The sequence below is a fragment of the Hymenobacter sp. HSC-4F20 genome (assembly GCF_019599275.1).
Taxonomy (GTDB): Bacteria; Bacteroidota; Bacteroidia; order Cytophagales; family Hymenobacteraceae; genus Hymenobacter.
On the sequence record NZ_JAHZTD010000002.1, the window covers coordinates 279,447 to 292,720 of the forward strand.

General features: G+C 58.6%; 18 protein-coding genes and 1 tRNA gene. 4 read left to right on the plus strand and 15 right to left on the minus strand.

All coding sequences use genetic code 11. From position 1 onward, the window contains the following. Nucleotides 1-124: 124 nt before the first annotated feature. From K3G63_RS10830 to K3G63_RS10845, 4 genes are all read left to right on the plus strand, one after another. Nucleotides 125-1,009: a DUF2167 domain-containing protein gene (locus K3G63_RS10830; RefSeq protein ID WP_220614145.1), complete on the plus strand. Its 885-nt coding sequence runs from the start codon at nucleotides 125-127 to the stop codon at nucleotides 1,007-1,009. A gap of 115 nt (nucleotides 1,010-1,124) precedes the next feature. Further along, on the plus strand, nucleotides 1,125-1,850 hold the full coding sequence (locus K3G63_RS10835) for a TVP38/TMEM64 family protein (RefSeq protein ID WP_220614146.1): 726 nt from the start codon (nucleotides 1,125-1,127) through the stop codon (nucleotides 1,848-1,850). 131 nt (nucleotides 1,851-1,981) lie between these two features. Beyond that, nucleotides 1,982-2,055 (plus strand) — tRNA-Arg (locus K3G63_RS10840). A 109-nt stretch (nucleotides 2,056-2,164) separates the two neighbouring features. Beyond that, nucleotides 2,165-2,344: a hypothetical protein gene (locus K3G63_RS10845; protein WP_220614147.1), complete on the plus strand. Its 180-nt coding sequence runs from the start codon at nucleotides 2,165-2,167 to the stop codon at nucleotides 2,342-2,344. A gap of 140 nt (nucleotides 2,345-2,484) precedes the next feature. Here the strand turns inward: K3G63_RS10845 and K3G63_RS10850 are convergent, their stop codons facing one another. The 15 genes from K3G63_RS10850 to K3G63_RS10920 all read right to left on the minus strand — a co-directional run bounded on the left by K3G63_RS10850 (nucleotide 2,485) and on the right by K3G63_RS10920 (nucleotide 13,240). Then, nucleotides 2,485-2,796, minus strand: coding sequence for a hypothetical protein (locus K3G63_RS10850; protein ID WP_220614148.1), 312 nt, complete (start codon nucleotides 2,794-2,796; stop codon nucleotides 2,485-2,487). Continuing rightward, entirely contained in the window at nucleotides 2,796-3,011 is a 216-nt protein-coding gene (locus tag K3G63_RS10855) for a hypothetical protein (RefSeq protein ID WP_220614149.1), read from the minus strand. Before K3G63_RS10855 ends, K3G63_RS10850 begins: the two co-directional genes overlap by 1 nt. Nucleotides 3,012-3,103: 92 nt before the next feature. Beyond that, nucleotides 3,104-3,439: a hypothetical protein gene (locus tag K3G63_RS10860; protein WP_220614150.1), complete on the minus strand. Its 336-nt coding sequence runs from the start codon at nucleotides 3,437-3,439 to the stop codon at nucleotides 3,104-3,106. A gap of 163 nt (nucleotides 3,440-3,602) precedes the next feature. After that, nucleotides 3,603-4,040: a hypothetical protein gene (locus tag K3G63_RS10865; protein ID WP_220614151.1), complete on the minus strand. Its 438-nt coding sequence runs from the start codon at nucleotides 4,038-4,040 to the stop codon at nucleotides 3,603-3,605. Nucleotides 4,041-4,044: 4 nt separating this feature from the next. After that, complete coding sequence (locus K3G63_RS10870) at nucleotides 4,045-4,452, minus strand: hypothetical protein (RefSeq protein ID WP_220614152.1); 408 nt, start codon at nucleotides 4,450-4,452, stop codon at nucleotides 4,045-4,047. A 147-nt stretch (nucleotides 4,453-4,599) separates the two neighbouring features. Next, nucleotides 4,600-5,544: a hypothetical protein gene (locus tag K3G63_RS10875; protein WP_220614153.1), complete on the minus strand. Its 945-nt coding sequence runs from the start codon at nucleotides 5,542-5,544 to the stop codon at nucleotides 4,600-4,602. After that, nucleotides 5,538-5,912: a hypothetical protein gene (locus K3G63_RS10880; RefSeq protein ID WP_220614154.1), complete on the minus strand. Its 375-nt coding sequence runs from the start codon at nucleotides 5,910-5,912 to the stop codon at nucleotides 5,538-5,540. Before K3G63_RS10880 ends, K3G63_RS10875 begins: the two co-directional genes overlap by 7 nt. Before the next feature lie 31 nt (nucleotides 5,913-5,943). Continuing rightward, nucleotides 5,944-6,573: an N-acetylmuramidase domain-containing protein gene (locus K3G63_RS10885; protein ID WP_220614155.1), complete on the minus strand. Its 630-nt coding sequence runs from the start codon at nucleotides 6,571-6,573 to the stop codon at nucleotides 5,944-5,946. Next, entirely contained in the window at nucleotides 6,570-6,812 is a 243-nt protein-coding gene (locus K3G63_RS10890) for a hypothetical protein (protein WP_220614156.1), read from the minus strand. Before K3G63_RS10890 ends, K3G63_RS10885 begins: the two co-directional genes overlap by 4 nt. Further along, complete coding sequence (locus K3G63_RS10895; protein ID WP_220614157.1) at nucleotides 6,812-7,459, minus strand: hypothetical protein; 648 nt, start codon at nucleotides 7,457-7,459, stop codon at nucleotides 6,812-6,814. Before K3G63_RS10895 ends, K3G63_RS10890 begins: the two co-directional genes overlap by 1 nt. Nucleotides 7,460-7,961: 502 nt before the next feature. Further along, entirely contained in the window at nucleotides 7,962-8,150 is a 189-nt protein-coding gene (locus tag K3G63_RS10900) for a hypothetical protein (RefSeq protein ID WP_220614158.1), read from the minus strand. Between the two features lie 82 nt (nucleotides 8,151-8,232). Continuing rightward, nucleotides 8,233-10,641 (minus strand): PKD domain-containing protein, encoded by a 2,409-nt coding sequence (locus K3G63_RS10905; RefSeq protein ID WP_220614159.1) that lies wholly within the window; start codon nucleotides 10,639-10,641, stop codon nucleotides 8,233-8,235. Further along, nucleotides 10,641-11,243, minus strand: a complete 603-nt coding sequence (locus tag K3G63_RS10910) for a hypothetical protein (protein ID WP_220614160.1) — start codon at nucleotides 11,241-11,243, stop codon at nucleotides 10,641-10,643. Before K3G63_RS10910 ends, K3G63_RS10905 begins: the two co-directional genes overlap by 1 nt. A gap of 9 nt (nucleotides 11,244-11,252) precedes the next feature. Then, the gene (locus K3G63_RS10915; protein ID WP_220614161.1) at nucleotides 11,253-11,816 is read right to left on the minus strand and encodes a hypothetical protein; all 564 of its coding nucleotides are present in this window, start codon (nucleotides 11,814-11,816) and stop codon (nucleotides 11,253-11,255) included. After that, entirely contained in the window at nucleotides 11,813-13,240 is a 1,428-nt protein-coding gene (locus K3G63_RS10920) for a hypothetical protein (protein WP_220614162.1), read from the minus strand. The genes K3G63_RS10915 and K3G63_RS10920 overlap by 4 nt, the downstream gene beginning before the upstream one ends. Nucleotides 13,241-13,274: the final 34 nt, after the last annotated feature.

A 13,274-nucleotide genomic window follows, 5' to 3' on the forward strand; every position in this document is an offset into this window, starting at 1 on the left:
CGGGCCCAGAGAAAGGGCCAGTGGGCATAAAAATTCGCTTTCTTCCAATTTGTTTCGTGCGCAGCCCGGCAGTAGCGGCGTATCTTGTCCGCAAAATCTTATTCACACCTATTCAGTATACCGCTTGAAAAAACTTCTACTCCTGGCCGCCCTGGCCCTAACGCCGCTGGCCAGTTCGGCCGCCCCTACCCCTACCGATTCCGTGGACCGCTACCAGCAGTACGCCGATTCGGTGCACGCTACCCTGCACTACCAGACGGGCCGGGTGGTACTGCCCGAGGGCAAAGGCATCCTGCACGTGCCGGCTGGCTTCCGCTACCTTGATATGGTGCAGAGCCGCTACGTACTGACCACGCTCTGGGACAACCCCGATGGCGAGTCGCTGGGCATGCTGTTTCCGGCCGCCAAAGGCCCGCTCGACGAGGATGGCTGGGCCTTTTCCCTGGAGTACGAGCCCCTGGGCTACGTGCAGGATGGTGATGCCGCCGACATCGACTACGACGCCCTGCTCAAGGAAATGCAGGAAGACACGGAGGCCGCCAACGACGAGCGGGAGCAGGCCGGCTTCGGGCGGGTACTACTCATCGGGTGGGCCGCCAAACCCTTCTACGACCCCAAGCTGAACGTACTGCACTGGGCCAAGGAACTGCGCTTCAGCGGCACTTCCGCCCCTACCCTCAACTACAACGTGCGCTTGCTCGGCCGCAAGGGCGTGTTAAACCTGAACGCCATCGGGGGCCTGGAGCAACTACCGGAAGTGCGCGCCTCCATTCCGGCCGTCATCAAGAGCGTAGAATTCCCGAAAGGCCTGCAGTACGCCGACTTTGACCCGAAGCTGGATGAGGTAGCCGCTTACGGCATTGGGGGACTGGTAGCCGGCAAGGTGCTGGCCAAGGCCGGGGCTTTCGCACTGGTAGCCAAGTTCTGGAAGGTACTGGTGGCGCTGCTGGCCGCGGCCGGAACAGCCATCCGGCGCTTCTTCGGGGGCAAAGCTACTTCCGACGAGTAACCCGGTTACCCCACGGACGTATGGCTACGGTTCAGCACGTAGCCTTCGGGGCCGTTCTTACGTTCTTACCTTCGGGCCGGCCGCACAAGTGCCGGCCCGTTTGTTTTTGCAGCCTATGGCCTTCCTCAAAGAGCTTCTTCACCAGAATACCTCCACGCTGGTTTCCCTATTTCTGCTGGCGGTGCTACCCCTCGTCGGCGACAGTATCCTGGCCTGGGGTCTGCACGAAAACGCGGAGTGGCTGCGGCACCCCTCGGCCCTGCAGATGCTGCTGTACTTTGTGGTGGTGGCGTTTACCATGACGTTTGCCCTCACCCACACCACGGTGGTTGTGCTGGTTACGGCGTTCTACTTTGGCTGGCCTGGCTTTGTGGGCATGCTCCTGACGTACATCTTGGCCGCCCTATTTGGGCATATGCTGGCTACCTCCCTGGACCAGGGTAAGCTTACCCGGCTGCTGGAGAAATTCCCGAAGGCTCACGCCATTATGCACGAGTTACGGGCCGACAGCTGGCGGCTGGTGCTGCTCACGCGCCTCTCGCCGGTGCTGCCTTTTGCCCTCATCACGTTTATTCTGGCCGTGATGGGCGTGCCGCGGCGGGAGTTTCTCACGGCTTCGGTAGTAGGCATGTTGCCCCGTACCCTGTTTTTCTACTGGCTCGGCACCAAAGCCCAAGACGTGCTCCTGCTCATCCAAGACCCTGACACGGGCACAGCTGGTAAGGTGCTGGTAGCGGTGCTGGTGGCGGTGTCGTTGTTCGGGCTATACTTTCTGTTTACCCGCGCTTTGAAGCGCTCCTTGGAACGCGGCGCAAAAAAAGAGCAAAAAAATTTCAGCTGAATTTCAGCATCTTGCAGTCTTTCCCCGGGTTTTTCAGCACGAATTTCACTTGCTAGCTTGCAGGTCCGGAAATTTACCCCCTATCTTTGCACAACCAAAACGGAGGAACGCTCCCGAAACGGTAACAAAATGGTTGCGTAGCTCAATTGGATAGAGCATCTGACTACGAATCAGAAGGTTTGGGGTTCGACTCCCTACGTGACCACAACAACCAGCAAAAACCCCGATTCTGCTACAGAATCGGGGTTTTGTTTTTTCAGTGTGTGACGTGGTGTGTGATACGACGTCAACAACCTCCTTCCTACCCTATTGTCATGACTGAAAAACTCCGCTACATCGGGCCGAACTCGGTAGAGTATCGAACGGGTGAGGTGTACCAGCTGCTCATCTCGCTTCACCAGTGCCAATACTGGATCCGTCAAGAAGGTAAGATCGGAACACCCTATCAAACGCTGGCCCAGCTGTTGCGGGAATGGGAGCCAGTAGAGAAGTAAAAAGCCCTGGCTCACGTCAGGGCTTTTCTCTCACTAATAGGTCAGCAGCCAGAGCACGGCGCGGTAGAGGCCGTAGCCGAGGCCGGCCAGGGTTGCCAGGACCAGGCCGGCGCGGATGTGGTCGGAGTGGCGGGGCATGGCTACAGAAGTAGATGGTGAGAGGTAGGGCAGTTATAGCCCACGGCGCCGCACACACGTTGCAGGTTTTCCAGCTTCAAAACCGTAGCGGACGTGCGGGGGGCTTTGGTGGCATCTGCCGGCGGGGTAAGCAAGGCCCGGGTCGCTTCTTTGCTCAACCCGCAGCGCGCTCCAATGCCGGCCAGGTTGAGCATATCCCGGTTGGCCGCTACCCAAGTTCGTAGGTGTGTCCATTCGGCGGCCACATCCCGGCCTTCTACCGTGGCGGGGGCTGGCTTGGGCCCCCGCTTTTTGGGTGTAGTGTCCGTACGCATTAGGCGTTGGTGGCTTCGGCTTCCGTGGCCCAGGCTTCCAGCACCTCGTTCACTGGCTCATCACTGCGTTCAACACGGGAGAAGGCTTCACGCTTCCAAGTGATGAATGCCGTCGTGTTGTCGTAGCAGTAGCTTAGGCGCTCTGGATTGTTCGCTACCCATTCGTTCACTGCATCGGTGATTTCGTCGTTGGTCATGGTGTTGGAAGTCTTCATGGTAGTAGGATTGTTTGTGGTGGTTGGTGAAGCAAAGATACGAACTCTTTTCTTATTTGCAACTCATTTGAGTAACAAAACAGAGAAAAATATTACGCCAGGATGAAGCGAACCGACTGGCCGGCTTTGGCGGCGGTGATGGCGCGGCTGGCATCGGCCGAGGAAACGCGCTTGCAGAACTGCGTGCTGTTGAGGCCGGCCAGGGAAGTCACGTTGTCGAACGAATACAGATAGTCGAATTGCTTGTAAGAAGCGGCAAACGCAACGGCCGAGTAGCCTACTTCAATCACCACCTCTACGGCCGCAGCTTTGGCAGCCGCCCAGGCGCGCTTGAGCTGGCAGGCAAACTTCTCTTTGTAGCTCATCCACTTGGCGTTCATCGTGCGGGCGGCGGCGTGGGCGGCGGTCATGATAGCGGAAGTGTTCATCGTCGTAGTTGGTTAGTGGCGTTGGAGTGATTCAAAGGTACGAATCGTTTTATTAATTGCAACACATTTGAGTAAATAATTATTTAGCACACACAAGAAACCCCGCTCCTGAGTCAGAAACGGGGTTTATGAAAACCAGATGTGAGAGGTAGAGAACTGCCAGTTATTCCGTAGTTCGTGCGGCGTAGTACCGTATAGCTGCTTCAACATGCGCTGTGGCTCCTTCGGGGGCGGCGCGCACCAGGGCGGCTACGTCAGGTGCTACCCTGTTGACACCTAGCGGCTTTTTGCCATCCAGCTTTTTAGGTCGCCCCCCTTTTTGGCCTACCAACCCCCGGTAGAGGTCATGTTTCGTTTCCTCCCTGTCCCACTCCGCCAATGCATTGCCCATAACGTGCGCGGGGATAGGCGCGCGGCTGTTGCGCGTAGCTCCTACGATGCGTTGCCCCATGCGGGTGGCGTGCTCTAGGTCGTTGTCTACCAGGGCCTGCACGTACCCCTCTACAATGCGGCGTTGACTTTCAGTCACAACAGAGTAGTAGTTGCGCAGTGCCTCCCCTAGCGCCCGGCCGGGGGAAGCGGTTTGCTTGGTTTCCTCCATTAGATTAAGCGGTTTGTAACTCGTCCAATAGCTCGCTGAGTTCGTCCATAGTGTCGGTGTTATGTTGCACAACCACGTGCGCCCAGCTCGGGGCGGAAAGAGGGCCAAGCGCAAACCGGGTCGCCGTTTCTACTACCTCGGCCAGCAGTCGAGTGGCTTTGCGCTCGGAGGCTGAGGTCGTCAGGCCCTCTACATAGTACCCCTCGTTAATTTCAGCATCCCGTACCGCCGCCCGGCACCGCTCATAGTCGGTTATCAGCGCGCCCACGACGTTCTGCCCTGCGGCGTAAGCAGTTAGGGTGGCAAGGCAGTCGCTTATGCGAGCGTCAGAGGCCAGGGGCAAGCCGGCGAGAAGTGGCAGCACCTGAGCGGCGCGGGCAGCGGACGAGTGAACATACAGGGAAGTCGTCATGATGTTGTTGTGGTTAAGGGATATGACAAATATACGGTATGTATTTAGTTATCGATAACTGTAAACTAAATTAATTACGATGAGCAATAAGAAACCCCGTTTGCGCTCTGCAAACGGGGTTTATGAAAATAAAATACGTAGAAATACCTAGCCTGTCTCAGGCTCCCGCCGGCGGCCACGTCGCAGCAGCAACCAGAGCCAACCGGCCCCGGGTACTGGAAGGAAGGGCAGCAGCGAGTAGAGCAGCACCGTCCCGCCGATGTAGGGCAGCACAGCCCGCAGCCAGCTTTCTTTCGTGGTGGTAGCCGTAGCCTGAGCACCGGGCGCCGTAGCTGCGGCCCCGCCCTTCTGGCCTGCCTTGGTGTTGTCGGTGGCCTGGTGAGCCTGGCCTACCTGCACTGGTGCCTCGGCTTTCTTAACCGCCGCCTGGGTAGCTGTGTTGCCTTCGCCTACCTGGTAGATGATGGTGCTGTTCTTGACCTTCTGCTTTTTGGGTTGCGCAGGAGGAAGCAGGCCGAACAGCCGGCGCGGCGGGGTTGCTAGGTTTTTTCTAGTAAGCTCGCCTCCTTTCCCTAGCAAGCTCTCCTCATGTTGAGGATAGCTTGACATGGACTTGACAATCGGTGTCCGATTCATGTCCGACTGAGGGACATGGATGTCCGTTAGTAGACCAATGCTATCCACTGGCTCAGGCTTGGAGCCGGCGCAGCTGCTCAGCAGCAGGGCGGCCCCCGCAAACAACACCGCTACCCGTAGTCCCGCACTCAGGCGCTCCGGATGGTGCGGGCTCAGGCGACGTAGCAACTTATCCCACAAAGCTGTTTGTCCTACCTCGAACGCCGGCCGGCGGGCTGCCAAGTTCAGCACCACATCAAACAGTAGCAGCCGGCTTAGGATAGCAGCTATCAGGTGCGGCCAAGTTGGTACCAAAAACAGCGGTAAGCCGTAGAGAAACGTACCAACCCGGTGCAGCGCAAAATCTTGTTCAGCGGCTTCCTTGCCGGGCGGGGTGCGGCGAATGGCAGGCAGCAGCCGGCCCTGCATGAAGGCCAGCAGCGCCACAAAAACAGGCCAAAACAGTAGTTCTACCATGCGCGTCCGGCTGGAATGGTGTGCGTGTAGCCTGCTGCATCCTCGTAGCTCTGGGTTGCCCAGCGCACGGTGTCGCCTGCCTGGGTTGTGTGCAGCTCGACGGCCGCCGGGGCGGGGGTGCGCTGGCAGCTGAGCAGGCCCGAGCCAGCCAGCAGCAAAATCAGGACAGCGGGTAGCAGGTCGCGTTTACGGGCCTTGGCTTCGTTGCGGAAGGCGCGCCATACAGTCAGCACTACGAATGCGGCAGCCGACCAGAAAGCGGCATGGCTCCACCAGGTGGCTTTACCGTGCACGTTGTAGTCCAGTACCAGGATAGCACCCACGGCTACCACAGCAGCAATGAGCAGAAGGAATGAGAGGTTTTTCATAGGTGAACTAGTGAGATAGTGAAGTGGTGCGTTAGGAAAGCGAGGCGTAGGCGGCAGCCAGGCGCGTGTCGTACTTGAATTGCTTGTAGGCTACCCCGTTATAATGGTAGGCCACGACGCCCCACTCCTTCTTTTTCAGAGCCGAGGCCAGCAGGGGTTTGGAGCGAATCCAGCGCAGCATAGCGGCTAGCTGATTGGCTTCGGACTGACGAAACGACTCTACCATTTCGGCTACTGTGTTGAAGCCGCAGGCAGCATGGTTGAAACCCATCATTTGCGGCAGGCCCCAAGAGGTAGCGAGTTGCGCGGTTTTCTGATCAATGCGGGTAGCGGCATCGAAGGCAATCCGCTCCCGCACCTGTCCTTCCACTTGATTGGCCTGGGTCAATTCCCAGTTGGCCAGCAGCGCAGCCTGCTCATCTGTGAGGTTGGCGGGCGCGGTGCGCTTGACGGCCGCGGCCTGGTTCAGAGCAGCAGCCAGGGGCTTCGGCAACAGGCGCCGGAACCAGCTCGGCTCAAACTGAATGAGCAGGTAGCCGGTCTTGGCATCGTAGCCCGAGCCGCCGGTTTCTACTTGCAGCAGAGCCTGCACGGCGCGGGATTCAAAGCCGGCGGCAACGGCGGCCTGGCGGATTTGATCGGGGGTGAGGCGTTGGCTCATGCAGGCATGGTTACATCAGTGGTAGGATCAGGCCCGGCAGCAGGCGGCGGGGCGGCAGAGAGTTTTTCCAGTCCTTCGCCCACGGCGGCCAGCACCAGACCCAGCCATGGCAGCCAAGCGTACTTCTCGTTGGCGGCCAGTACGGAGGCAGCAATCAGCGCCCCCACGCCCTTCAGGGCAGCGGCCCAGCGCTGCACGGTGGCCGGGGCGGGCTTGTAGAAATTGGAGAAGGAAAACATCAGGCAGACATCAGGTAAGAGAATTCGGAGGCGTATTCTTTCAGCAGCTGCTCCAGGGCCGCATCCAGCGGCCGGGTGGGCACCTGCGGGTCGGGCGTTTGGTCGGGCCGCACCAGTTCGGTTTCGCGCCAGTTGAGCACGTAGAGGCCAATCACCCCACCGGGCCGGCGCACGAACACGGCGATGGCGCTCTGGTAGTCGCGCTCAGCCATGATCTTATTGGACTTCCAGTCATCACAGCGGTTATGCCAGAGCAGGGCGTAAGCCTGTTGCTCCAGCACCAGAATCAGGCGGGGTACGTCCTGAGCAAATAGAATGCGCTCGGTATCCATGTAGCGCGCATCCCCCGGCCGGGCCGCCTCGGCCTGCATCACGAACTTCTCCACACTATCCCCCGTGCGCAGGTACTCCCCATTCTGCACCGCATACAGGCTCACATGGTCACAGCCGCTTTCCAGGCGCAGCCGCTCGGCGGTCTGCTCCAGAATAATGGCCTTGCGAGAATTCGGCACCAGATGCACCGAGGGTTGTTTGCGGGCCTCTTGCTGGCGCTTGAGGATGCTATCCAGATAAGACTGCAGGAAGTTTTTTACAGGCTCTTTTGCTACCAGATACACCCCGTAGGCACCCAATAAAATAGCCCCCATGAACCATGGGAGCGTTTTTAAATAATCAAGAAGAGCAGAGGCTTGAAGAAAAAACACGGGTAGAGGCAGAGGACAGATAGCAGCAAGCGAAATAGAGGTCTGGGGCAGAGCGAAATCAAAGCTACCCAGGTCAGTAGCTGGCTGGAAGCAAGCATCTGTACCTTTGTTGCACCGCCGATTTTGGGCATAAAAAAGCCCCGCTGGGAAGGGCGGGGCAGGGTCGGAAAGTATAGGCCTTCTGTCAGTTTAGGACAGAAGGCCGACCAGCAGCAAACCCAGCAATAGCGCAGCAAGCAGAACCGCCCATCCGACCCAATTCTGCAGTTGTGCATTTAGTAGATGAGCTATTAATTTTAAGCATATTTTGCGGCTCATTCTTCACGCACCGGTATAGACCTAACTTTTACATCGGGCTGGCCAGTGTGGTGACCTATTGGATTGAAAAACCCGCAATGCGTTGGCTAAAGACTCGTCTTACCCCAATAAACCGGATTGCTGTTGCCTAAGATTGCTGATCGTGGAATTCATCCCGCGCCATTGACAATTGCCGGTAGAGGCTATCTATCTGCTCACCAAAGGGGCTACTCATTGTTGGGATTGAAGTGCCGTTATCCACGGCGTACACCTCTCGAACTTTTGCAATGCTGTGTAGAGCTTTATCCAATTCTTTCGCTACTTCTGCTTGTGACATGACTTTTTGTATTTAACGGCATTAAAAGTACTTAAAACAAAAAAGCCCTGGCCTAACAGCCGGGCTTTTTTGTTGTGCTTAACTAGGCTGAGAAATCCACCATGTCAGCGGCGGCAATCCAGATATCCTCAATCCGGCATCCGCGCCAGAACCACGCCAGCGACTGGTAAATCGTAGCCTGATCCGCCCGGTACCGTTCGGTGCTCAGGATAATGTCCTGTGCCCGAGTAGCTCCCTCCAGCACCAGGATCGTACGGGTCTGCTCGAAAATGAGCCGCAGGTACTTACCGGTCTGGGCGCGGATATCAAAATCCGGATTATTGTTCGGGCTGTACAGATTCGCGCCGAACTGGTTTACCCCATTGTTGCCAGTGGAAACTTTCACGTAGCTGCCAAAGTGAACTTCGTAGTCGCTGCCTGCTTGCAATTCGTTATCGTAGCGAGGCACCCCGGCCCGGCCGCCGAAGATGTAGTTGTTGATACCGCCGTTGGCCTTCGGCCCGTTGAGCGAAGCTTCCGTGACCTCGGCCACATCGACCAGCTTCCAGCGGAAGTAGCCAATGATGGGCTGAGTTGTGTTGTTACCAATCGCATAACGAGCCTTAGCAAACCGCGCTACATCGTCAATGCCTCCGGTCGCTGTGAGCGTGTTAGTGTTGCTGACTGTAATACCCTGCGTCTGCGTAAACTCCTGCTTTTTGAGCGTCAGATACGGATAATCCGGATCGGCATTGCTCACCGGCGTAGTAGTGCCGCCCCCGCCGCCGGTACTAGTCGGGGTGCACACCAGCGCGGCCGTGGCGTCGGTATTGGCCTGGGCTTTTGACACGGTAGAAGCGCGCTGCTGCGGTGTGCCCGTGGTACCAGCCCCACAGTTTTGCACCGCCCCGACGAACCACTTAGTCGGCTGTACACCCCTTAAGGCTTTCACCTTTTCTTCGCTGTGCTTGAGGTGTGATAAGGCATCCCAATGGTGTTCGTCCTGAAGGTTGTAGCCAATAGCATCCACAGCCAAGCACTTGGCGCGGCTATCCGCAAACGACTGGATGTTGGCCCGGGCCTGCGTGTTGTCGTGAGCATCGGTCTGCGAAGCAGTGAGCGTCACAGACTCCCGACCGTCAGTGGGCAGGCCGCAATCCGCAGCCAGGTCGGCCCAAATCTGCGCCAAGTCGGTTTTCCAGTTCGGTAGGTCGGCCCACGTTTCGCCCTGATTGCAGTCCCAGACAACTTCAGCGGCTGTGAGCGGCAGGCCCTGCGCCAGCCACCACGCCTTCAGTACCAGAATCTGGCGTTTGATTTCCTGATAGGCGCTGTTGTCATACCCCCCGTCCCACAAGGGTATCCCCTGTTTGGTGAACTTCTCGATTTGCGAGCCATCCAAGGAGTAGCGCGCCGTGGCCAGTATGCCCGTGCCAGCGTTTTCCCACGCTTGCGAGTAGGTCACAACGTCGCCGAACCAATCTGGATGCCCAACAGCAGTTGCCCCGGCATTGTAGTCGTTCACGCCCATTTTCAACTTTTGCACAGCCGAGCCATTCACTACCCAACTGCGCTGAAACTCGCGGGTAATGGCGGGGGTGATGCCCGCCAAGTGCCCGCCTGTCAGGAAGGGAGCCTTTAGGCCTTGGCTGTGCTCGTTGCTCTGGCCCGGGTAGGCAATGCGGAACTGATTGACCCCGCCCCCAGCCGCAGGCGCCGCATTCACGGTTACCACGACGAAATCTTCCGGTGAAGAGGCTCCCTTATCATCCTTGGTAATCAGGCCAAACTGATAGGTGCCGGCTACCAGTCCGCCAGCTACCGGGTTCTGCACTGTCGAAGGCAGGCCGCTAGCCGTGTTCGGGCCGGTTATTTGACGCCACGCATAGGAAGTAATGCTGCCATCTGAATCAGTGCCTGCGCCCTGCAGCACTACTTGGTTGGTGGGCAGCTGAATGCTCGTATCAGAGCCCGCGTTGGCAACGGGCACCACATTGGCGGCCGGCACTGACACGGTAAAGTCAGCCGCGCTCTGACCAGTACCGGCCGAGGTGGCTACCTGCACTTTGCCTGAACTGGCTCCCGTTGGTACTGTGGCGCTGATAGTTGTCGCATTGAGCACCGAAAAGGACGCTGGGGTGCCATTGAAAGTTACCGCCGTAGCGCCGGTGAATCCCGTGCCGCTGAGCGTCACCGAGGCCCCCACCAAGGCCGAATAGGGCGTAAAGCCGGTAACGGTAGGGGCCTGCGCCGCCGGCGTGGTGGGCGTAGTAGGGTTGTTGTTGTTGGCTGTAATTAACTTGCCCAGCCGGTCCACGATGGTGTTATACTCGCCCGCGCTCATCTTGTCGCCGGCCGCTTTGGGGCTCAGCCCCGTAGGTTCAATGTTCATCTGAGGATTGGCAGCAATGAGCCCGTCAAGGCGGTTGATAATCTGGTTGTATTCATCCTGGTGAAAAGGCCCGTTCACGGCCTTATTCGGATACAGCGTAAGCGATGCGACGAGAGCCATTAGTTTTCCAGCGTAATAGGGAATGAGGGATAGGGGAAAGCATTGGCTACCACCACTGGGCCGGTAAACGCCGTAGTGTTGCTCACAAAGCCGCCGGCCGGCCGGGCACCACTGGCCTTGACCCGGCCCCGCACCGAGCCTATACTGTGCGGCCCCGTAATGCCGGGGTAGTAAATGCGCCCGCCTTGCGAATAGATGCCGGCCGGGGTGGCGAAGCCCGCCGCCTCATCCGCTTTCTCCAGTTCGTAGTCCGAGGCGGAAGCGTAGCCGGGCACGGCCAGGTGGGAGAAGATGTTGCTCACGTCATCTACCTGGGCACCGGTGGGCGCATCGGGCACAGTGACAGCTACGCCATTAGCGACCTGCGAGAGCAGGTAGGCATTGTAGTCCGTCTGGCTGATAAACTCAGGATGCGTGCCGTACTGGTTTTCGGTGATGGGCGTAAAGCTCCCGGCCGGCCGTATCTCGGTTTTCAGCGCGTAGTTGTCGGTAAAGGCATCCAGCACCTGAATCAGGCCAGCGCCCCGTGTGGTATTCGCCGGCCCGCCGGCCACTACCTTGATGACCTGCCGGATAAGTTGTTTGAGTTGCGCGCGCGTCATGGCAGCGGATTAGATAGCATGAAAGGTTGGCCCGCCTTTACCAGGTTGGCGCTTGGGTTTGGGCGCGCAGCTGGCGCTAGGCACGGAGCCCCGATACACGCGCAAAGCAGTTGCTAAGCGGTTGCGGTACAACTCCCGCTCGGCTTCTACATCGGCCTTCAGCTCAGCCCGGCGGGCAGGGCTGATGGGCTGGTTGCCCCCATCGCTGAAGGTTTCCAGCCCGTTCTCGGTGATGTGGGTGCCGTGCCAGCGCATGAACCGGCGAAAGCTTTCGGTTACCAACAGGGGCCGCACAAAGCCCGCCCACAGGGCGGCTAGCGTAGGATTGTCCCAGCCCGTTGCAGGGGGCGAGGTCAGGAACTCCGCTTCATTGACCTCAATGCCAGGAAACTCTCCGGCATCGGCGCCGAGGTTGCGGGTAAAGCCTTCCCACTCGGCCGTGGTGAACAATGGGCGCACATCAAAGGTCTGCGCCTTGCCGACGTAGGGATTGACCAGATGGTCGCCAATGTTCGTGCTCAAGGGCCAGAACTCGGGAAAGTCGAATTTGGTAATGAGAAGCAGCTGGCTCATGCTTTTGGGCGGGGTTTGGCGGGGGCTTTCGGAGCCAGACCAATCAAGGCGCGGCGCTCATCCTCGGTCATGTCTTCCAGCACTTTGTTGGCGACCAGCGCATCCAGCCCGGCCAGGGCCTGTAGCGTGCGCTCTGCTTCCGTTGACTGTGGTTTTTCCAGGGCAGGCAGGCCGCCAAAGGCCCGGATTTCATCATCCGTCATTTTCTTAGCCACCTCGGGGTCGAGGTAGTCTACAGGATTGAGGGGCTTTACCGTCCAGTCGGTGATTTCCGGATAGAGCCTCGCTAGCGGGGCAATGATTTCGGCCCGCTTGGGCTCTACTGTCAGGTTAAAAAGCTTGATGGAGTTGACAATCTGCTGGTTGTTGCCCAGCATGCCGGGCTCGGCTACCCCAATGAGCACCGGCGGTACGCCCATGTGGCGGCACACGGCCCCTACGATGCGGTTGCGCATGTCGGTCAGGCCCTTGGAGTTGGGCCCCTTGTCGATGAACTCAATTTTGGGTACCTCTTCGGCCTGATCTACTTGCACTACTAACACGGACGATTCCGACTCGGAGCCCTTCAGCTGCTTCACCGTACCCTTAAAGGCTTTCATATCGGGCGACTCTACCCATGGGGCATCGTCCATGGTCTGGTCTGCCCCCGGCACGAAATCCGGATCAGGACCTGAGGCGAAGCGTGCCCCAATCACGGTAGCCACGGCATCGGGAAAGAAGCCGTTGGACGCCTGCTTGCGGTCAAAGCGGGCCAGGGCCGCATCCGTTTCCAAGTCCTCTTTGCCCGCGTAATAGCTGGGAACGGGGCACTGGGTGCGACCAGGGCGGGCCTCAAAGCTCCAGATCAGGTGCCCCCAGTAGCCAGCCTCCGACTGCACAGCTGCCAATACCTCCTCGGCTATTTCCTCCTCCGAGGCCAGCGGGTTGTACGGCAGATACACCCGGTTATCCGCAGCAGCACGTTTGCCTTCAGCCAGCCCATAGTTCACGACGTAGCGGCCGGCTCCATCTTTTTCAGGGCGGGTGCAATCGGAAGGCTCAATAAAGACATCCCCTCGCTGCCCACCGTAGGTGAAGCGACATACCACTACTACCCCGAACCCCATGCCTGCGTAATGCTTGGCTTCGGCTAGCAGGTCGTTCAGCGTCTGCTCATCGTTGGCCCGCATATTCGCCGTGGCCTCCGAAGCAAAGCCTTTGCCCCCGATGAACTGGGCCAAGCGCTGCGCACACGCATCGGCCGCGCCCGAGTCGTAGACAATGCGAATACAGTCCTGAGGAATGTTGTCTTTGGCACCCCAGCTGACTGTCTTGATCTTCTCTCCCTTCCCCCCAGCGGGCGTACTTGGCGCGTTCAGCACCGAAGAAGGTGCACCAACACGTAGCAGAGCAACAGGAGAAGTACGGGCGTGGCGCTTAGCCATGGGAAACAGTCAGAAGCAGTGGTAAGAGGAATGA

Bases quoted from the DNA above. Each gene is read 5' to 3' on its own strand.
- K3G63_RS10835 (WP_220614146.1), top strand. From the start codon at position 1,125: ATGGCCTTCCTCAAAGAGCTTCTTCACCAGAATACCTCCACGCTGGTT.
- K3G63_RS10845 (WP_220614147.1), top strand. From the start codon at position 2,165: ATGACTGAAAAACTCCGCTACATCGGGCCGAACTCGGTAGAGTATCGA.
- K3G63_RS10850 (WP_220614148.1), bottom strand. From the start codon at position 2,796: ATGCGTACGGACACTACACCCAAAAAGCGGGGGCCCAAGCCAGCCCCC.
- K3G63_RS10855 (WP_220614149.1), bottom strand. From the start codon at position 3,011: ATGAAGACTTCCAACACCATGACCAACGACGAAATCACCGATGCAGTG.
- K3G63_RS10860 (WP_220614150.1), bottom strand. From the start codon at position 3,439: ATGAACACTTCCGCTATCATGACCGCCGCCCACGCCGCCGCCCGCACG.
- K3G63_RS10865 (WP_220614151.1), bottom strand. From the start codon at position 4,040: ATGGAGGAAACCAAGCAAACCGCTTCCCCCGGCCGGGCGCTAGGGGAG.
- K3G63_RS10870 (WP_220614152.1), bottom strand. From the start codon at position 4,452: ATGACGACTTCCCTGTATGTTCACTCGTCCGCTGCCCGCGCCGCTCAG.
- K3G63_RS10875 (WP_220614153.1), bottom strand. From the start codon at position 5,544: ATGGTAGAACTACTGTTTTGGCCTGTTTTTGTGGCGCTGCTGGCCTTC.
- K3G63_RS10880 (WP_220614154.1), bottom strand. From the start codon at position 5,912: ATGAAAAACCTCTCATTCCTTCTGCTCATTGCTGCTGTGGTAGCCGTG.
- K3G63_RS10885 (WP_220614155.1), bottom strand. From the start codon at position 6,573: ATGAGCCAACGCCTCACCCCCGATCAAATCCGCCAGGCCGCCGTTGCC.
- K3G63_RS10890 (WP_220614156.1), bottom strand. From the start codon at position 6,812: ATGTTTTCCTTCTCCAATTTCTACAAGCCCGCCCCGGCCACCGTGCAG.
- K3G63_RS10895 (WP_220614157.1), bottom strand. From the start codon at position 7,459: ATGGGGGCTATTTTATTGGGTGCCTACGGGGTGTATCTGGTAGCAAAA.
- K3G63_RS10900 (WP_220614158.1), bottom strand. From the start codon at position 8,150: ATGTCACAAGCAGAAGTAGCGAAAGAATTGGATAAAGCTCTACACAGC.
- K3G63_RS10905 (WP_220614159.1), bottom strand. From the start codon at position 10,641: ATGGCTCTCGTCGCATCGCTTACGCTGTATCCGAATAAGGCCGTGAAC.
- K3G63_RS10910 (WP_220614160.1), bottom strand. From the start codon at position 11,243: ATGACGCGCGCGCAACTCAAACAACTTATCCGGCAGGTCATCAAGGTA.
- K3G63_RS10915 (WP_220614161.1), bottom strand. From the start codon at position 11,816: ATGAGCCAGCTGCTTCTCATTACCAAATTCGACTTTCCCGAGTTCTGG.
- K3G63_RS10920 (WP_220614162.1), bottom strand. From the start codon at position 13,240: ATGGCTAAGCGCCACGCCCGTACTTCTCCTGTTGCTCTGCTACGTGTT.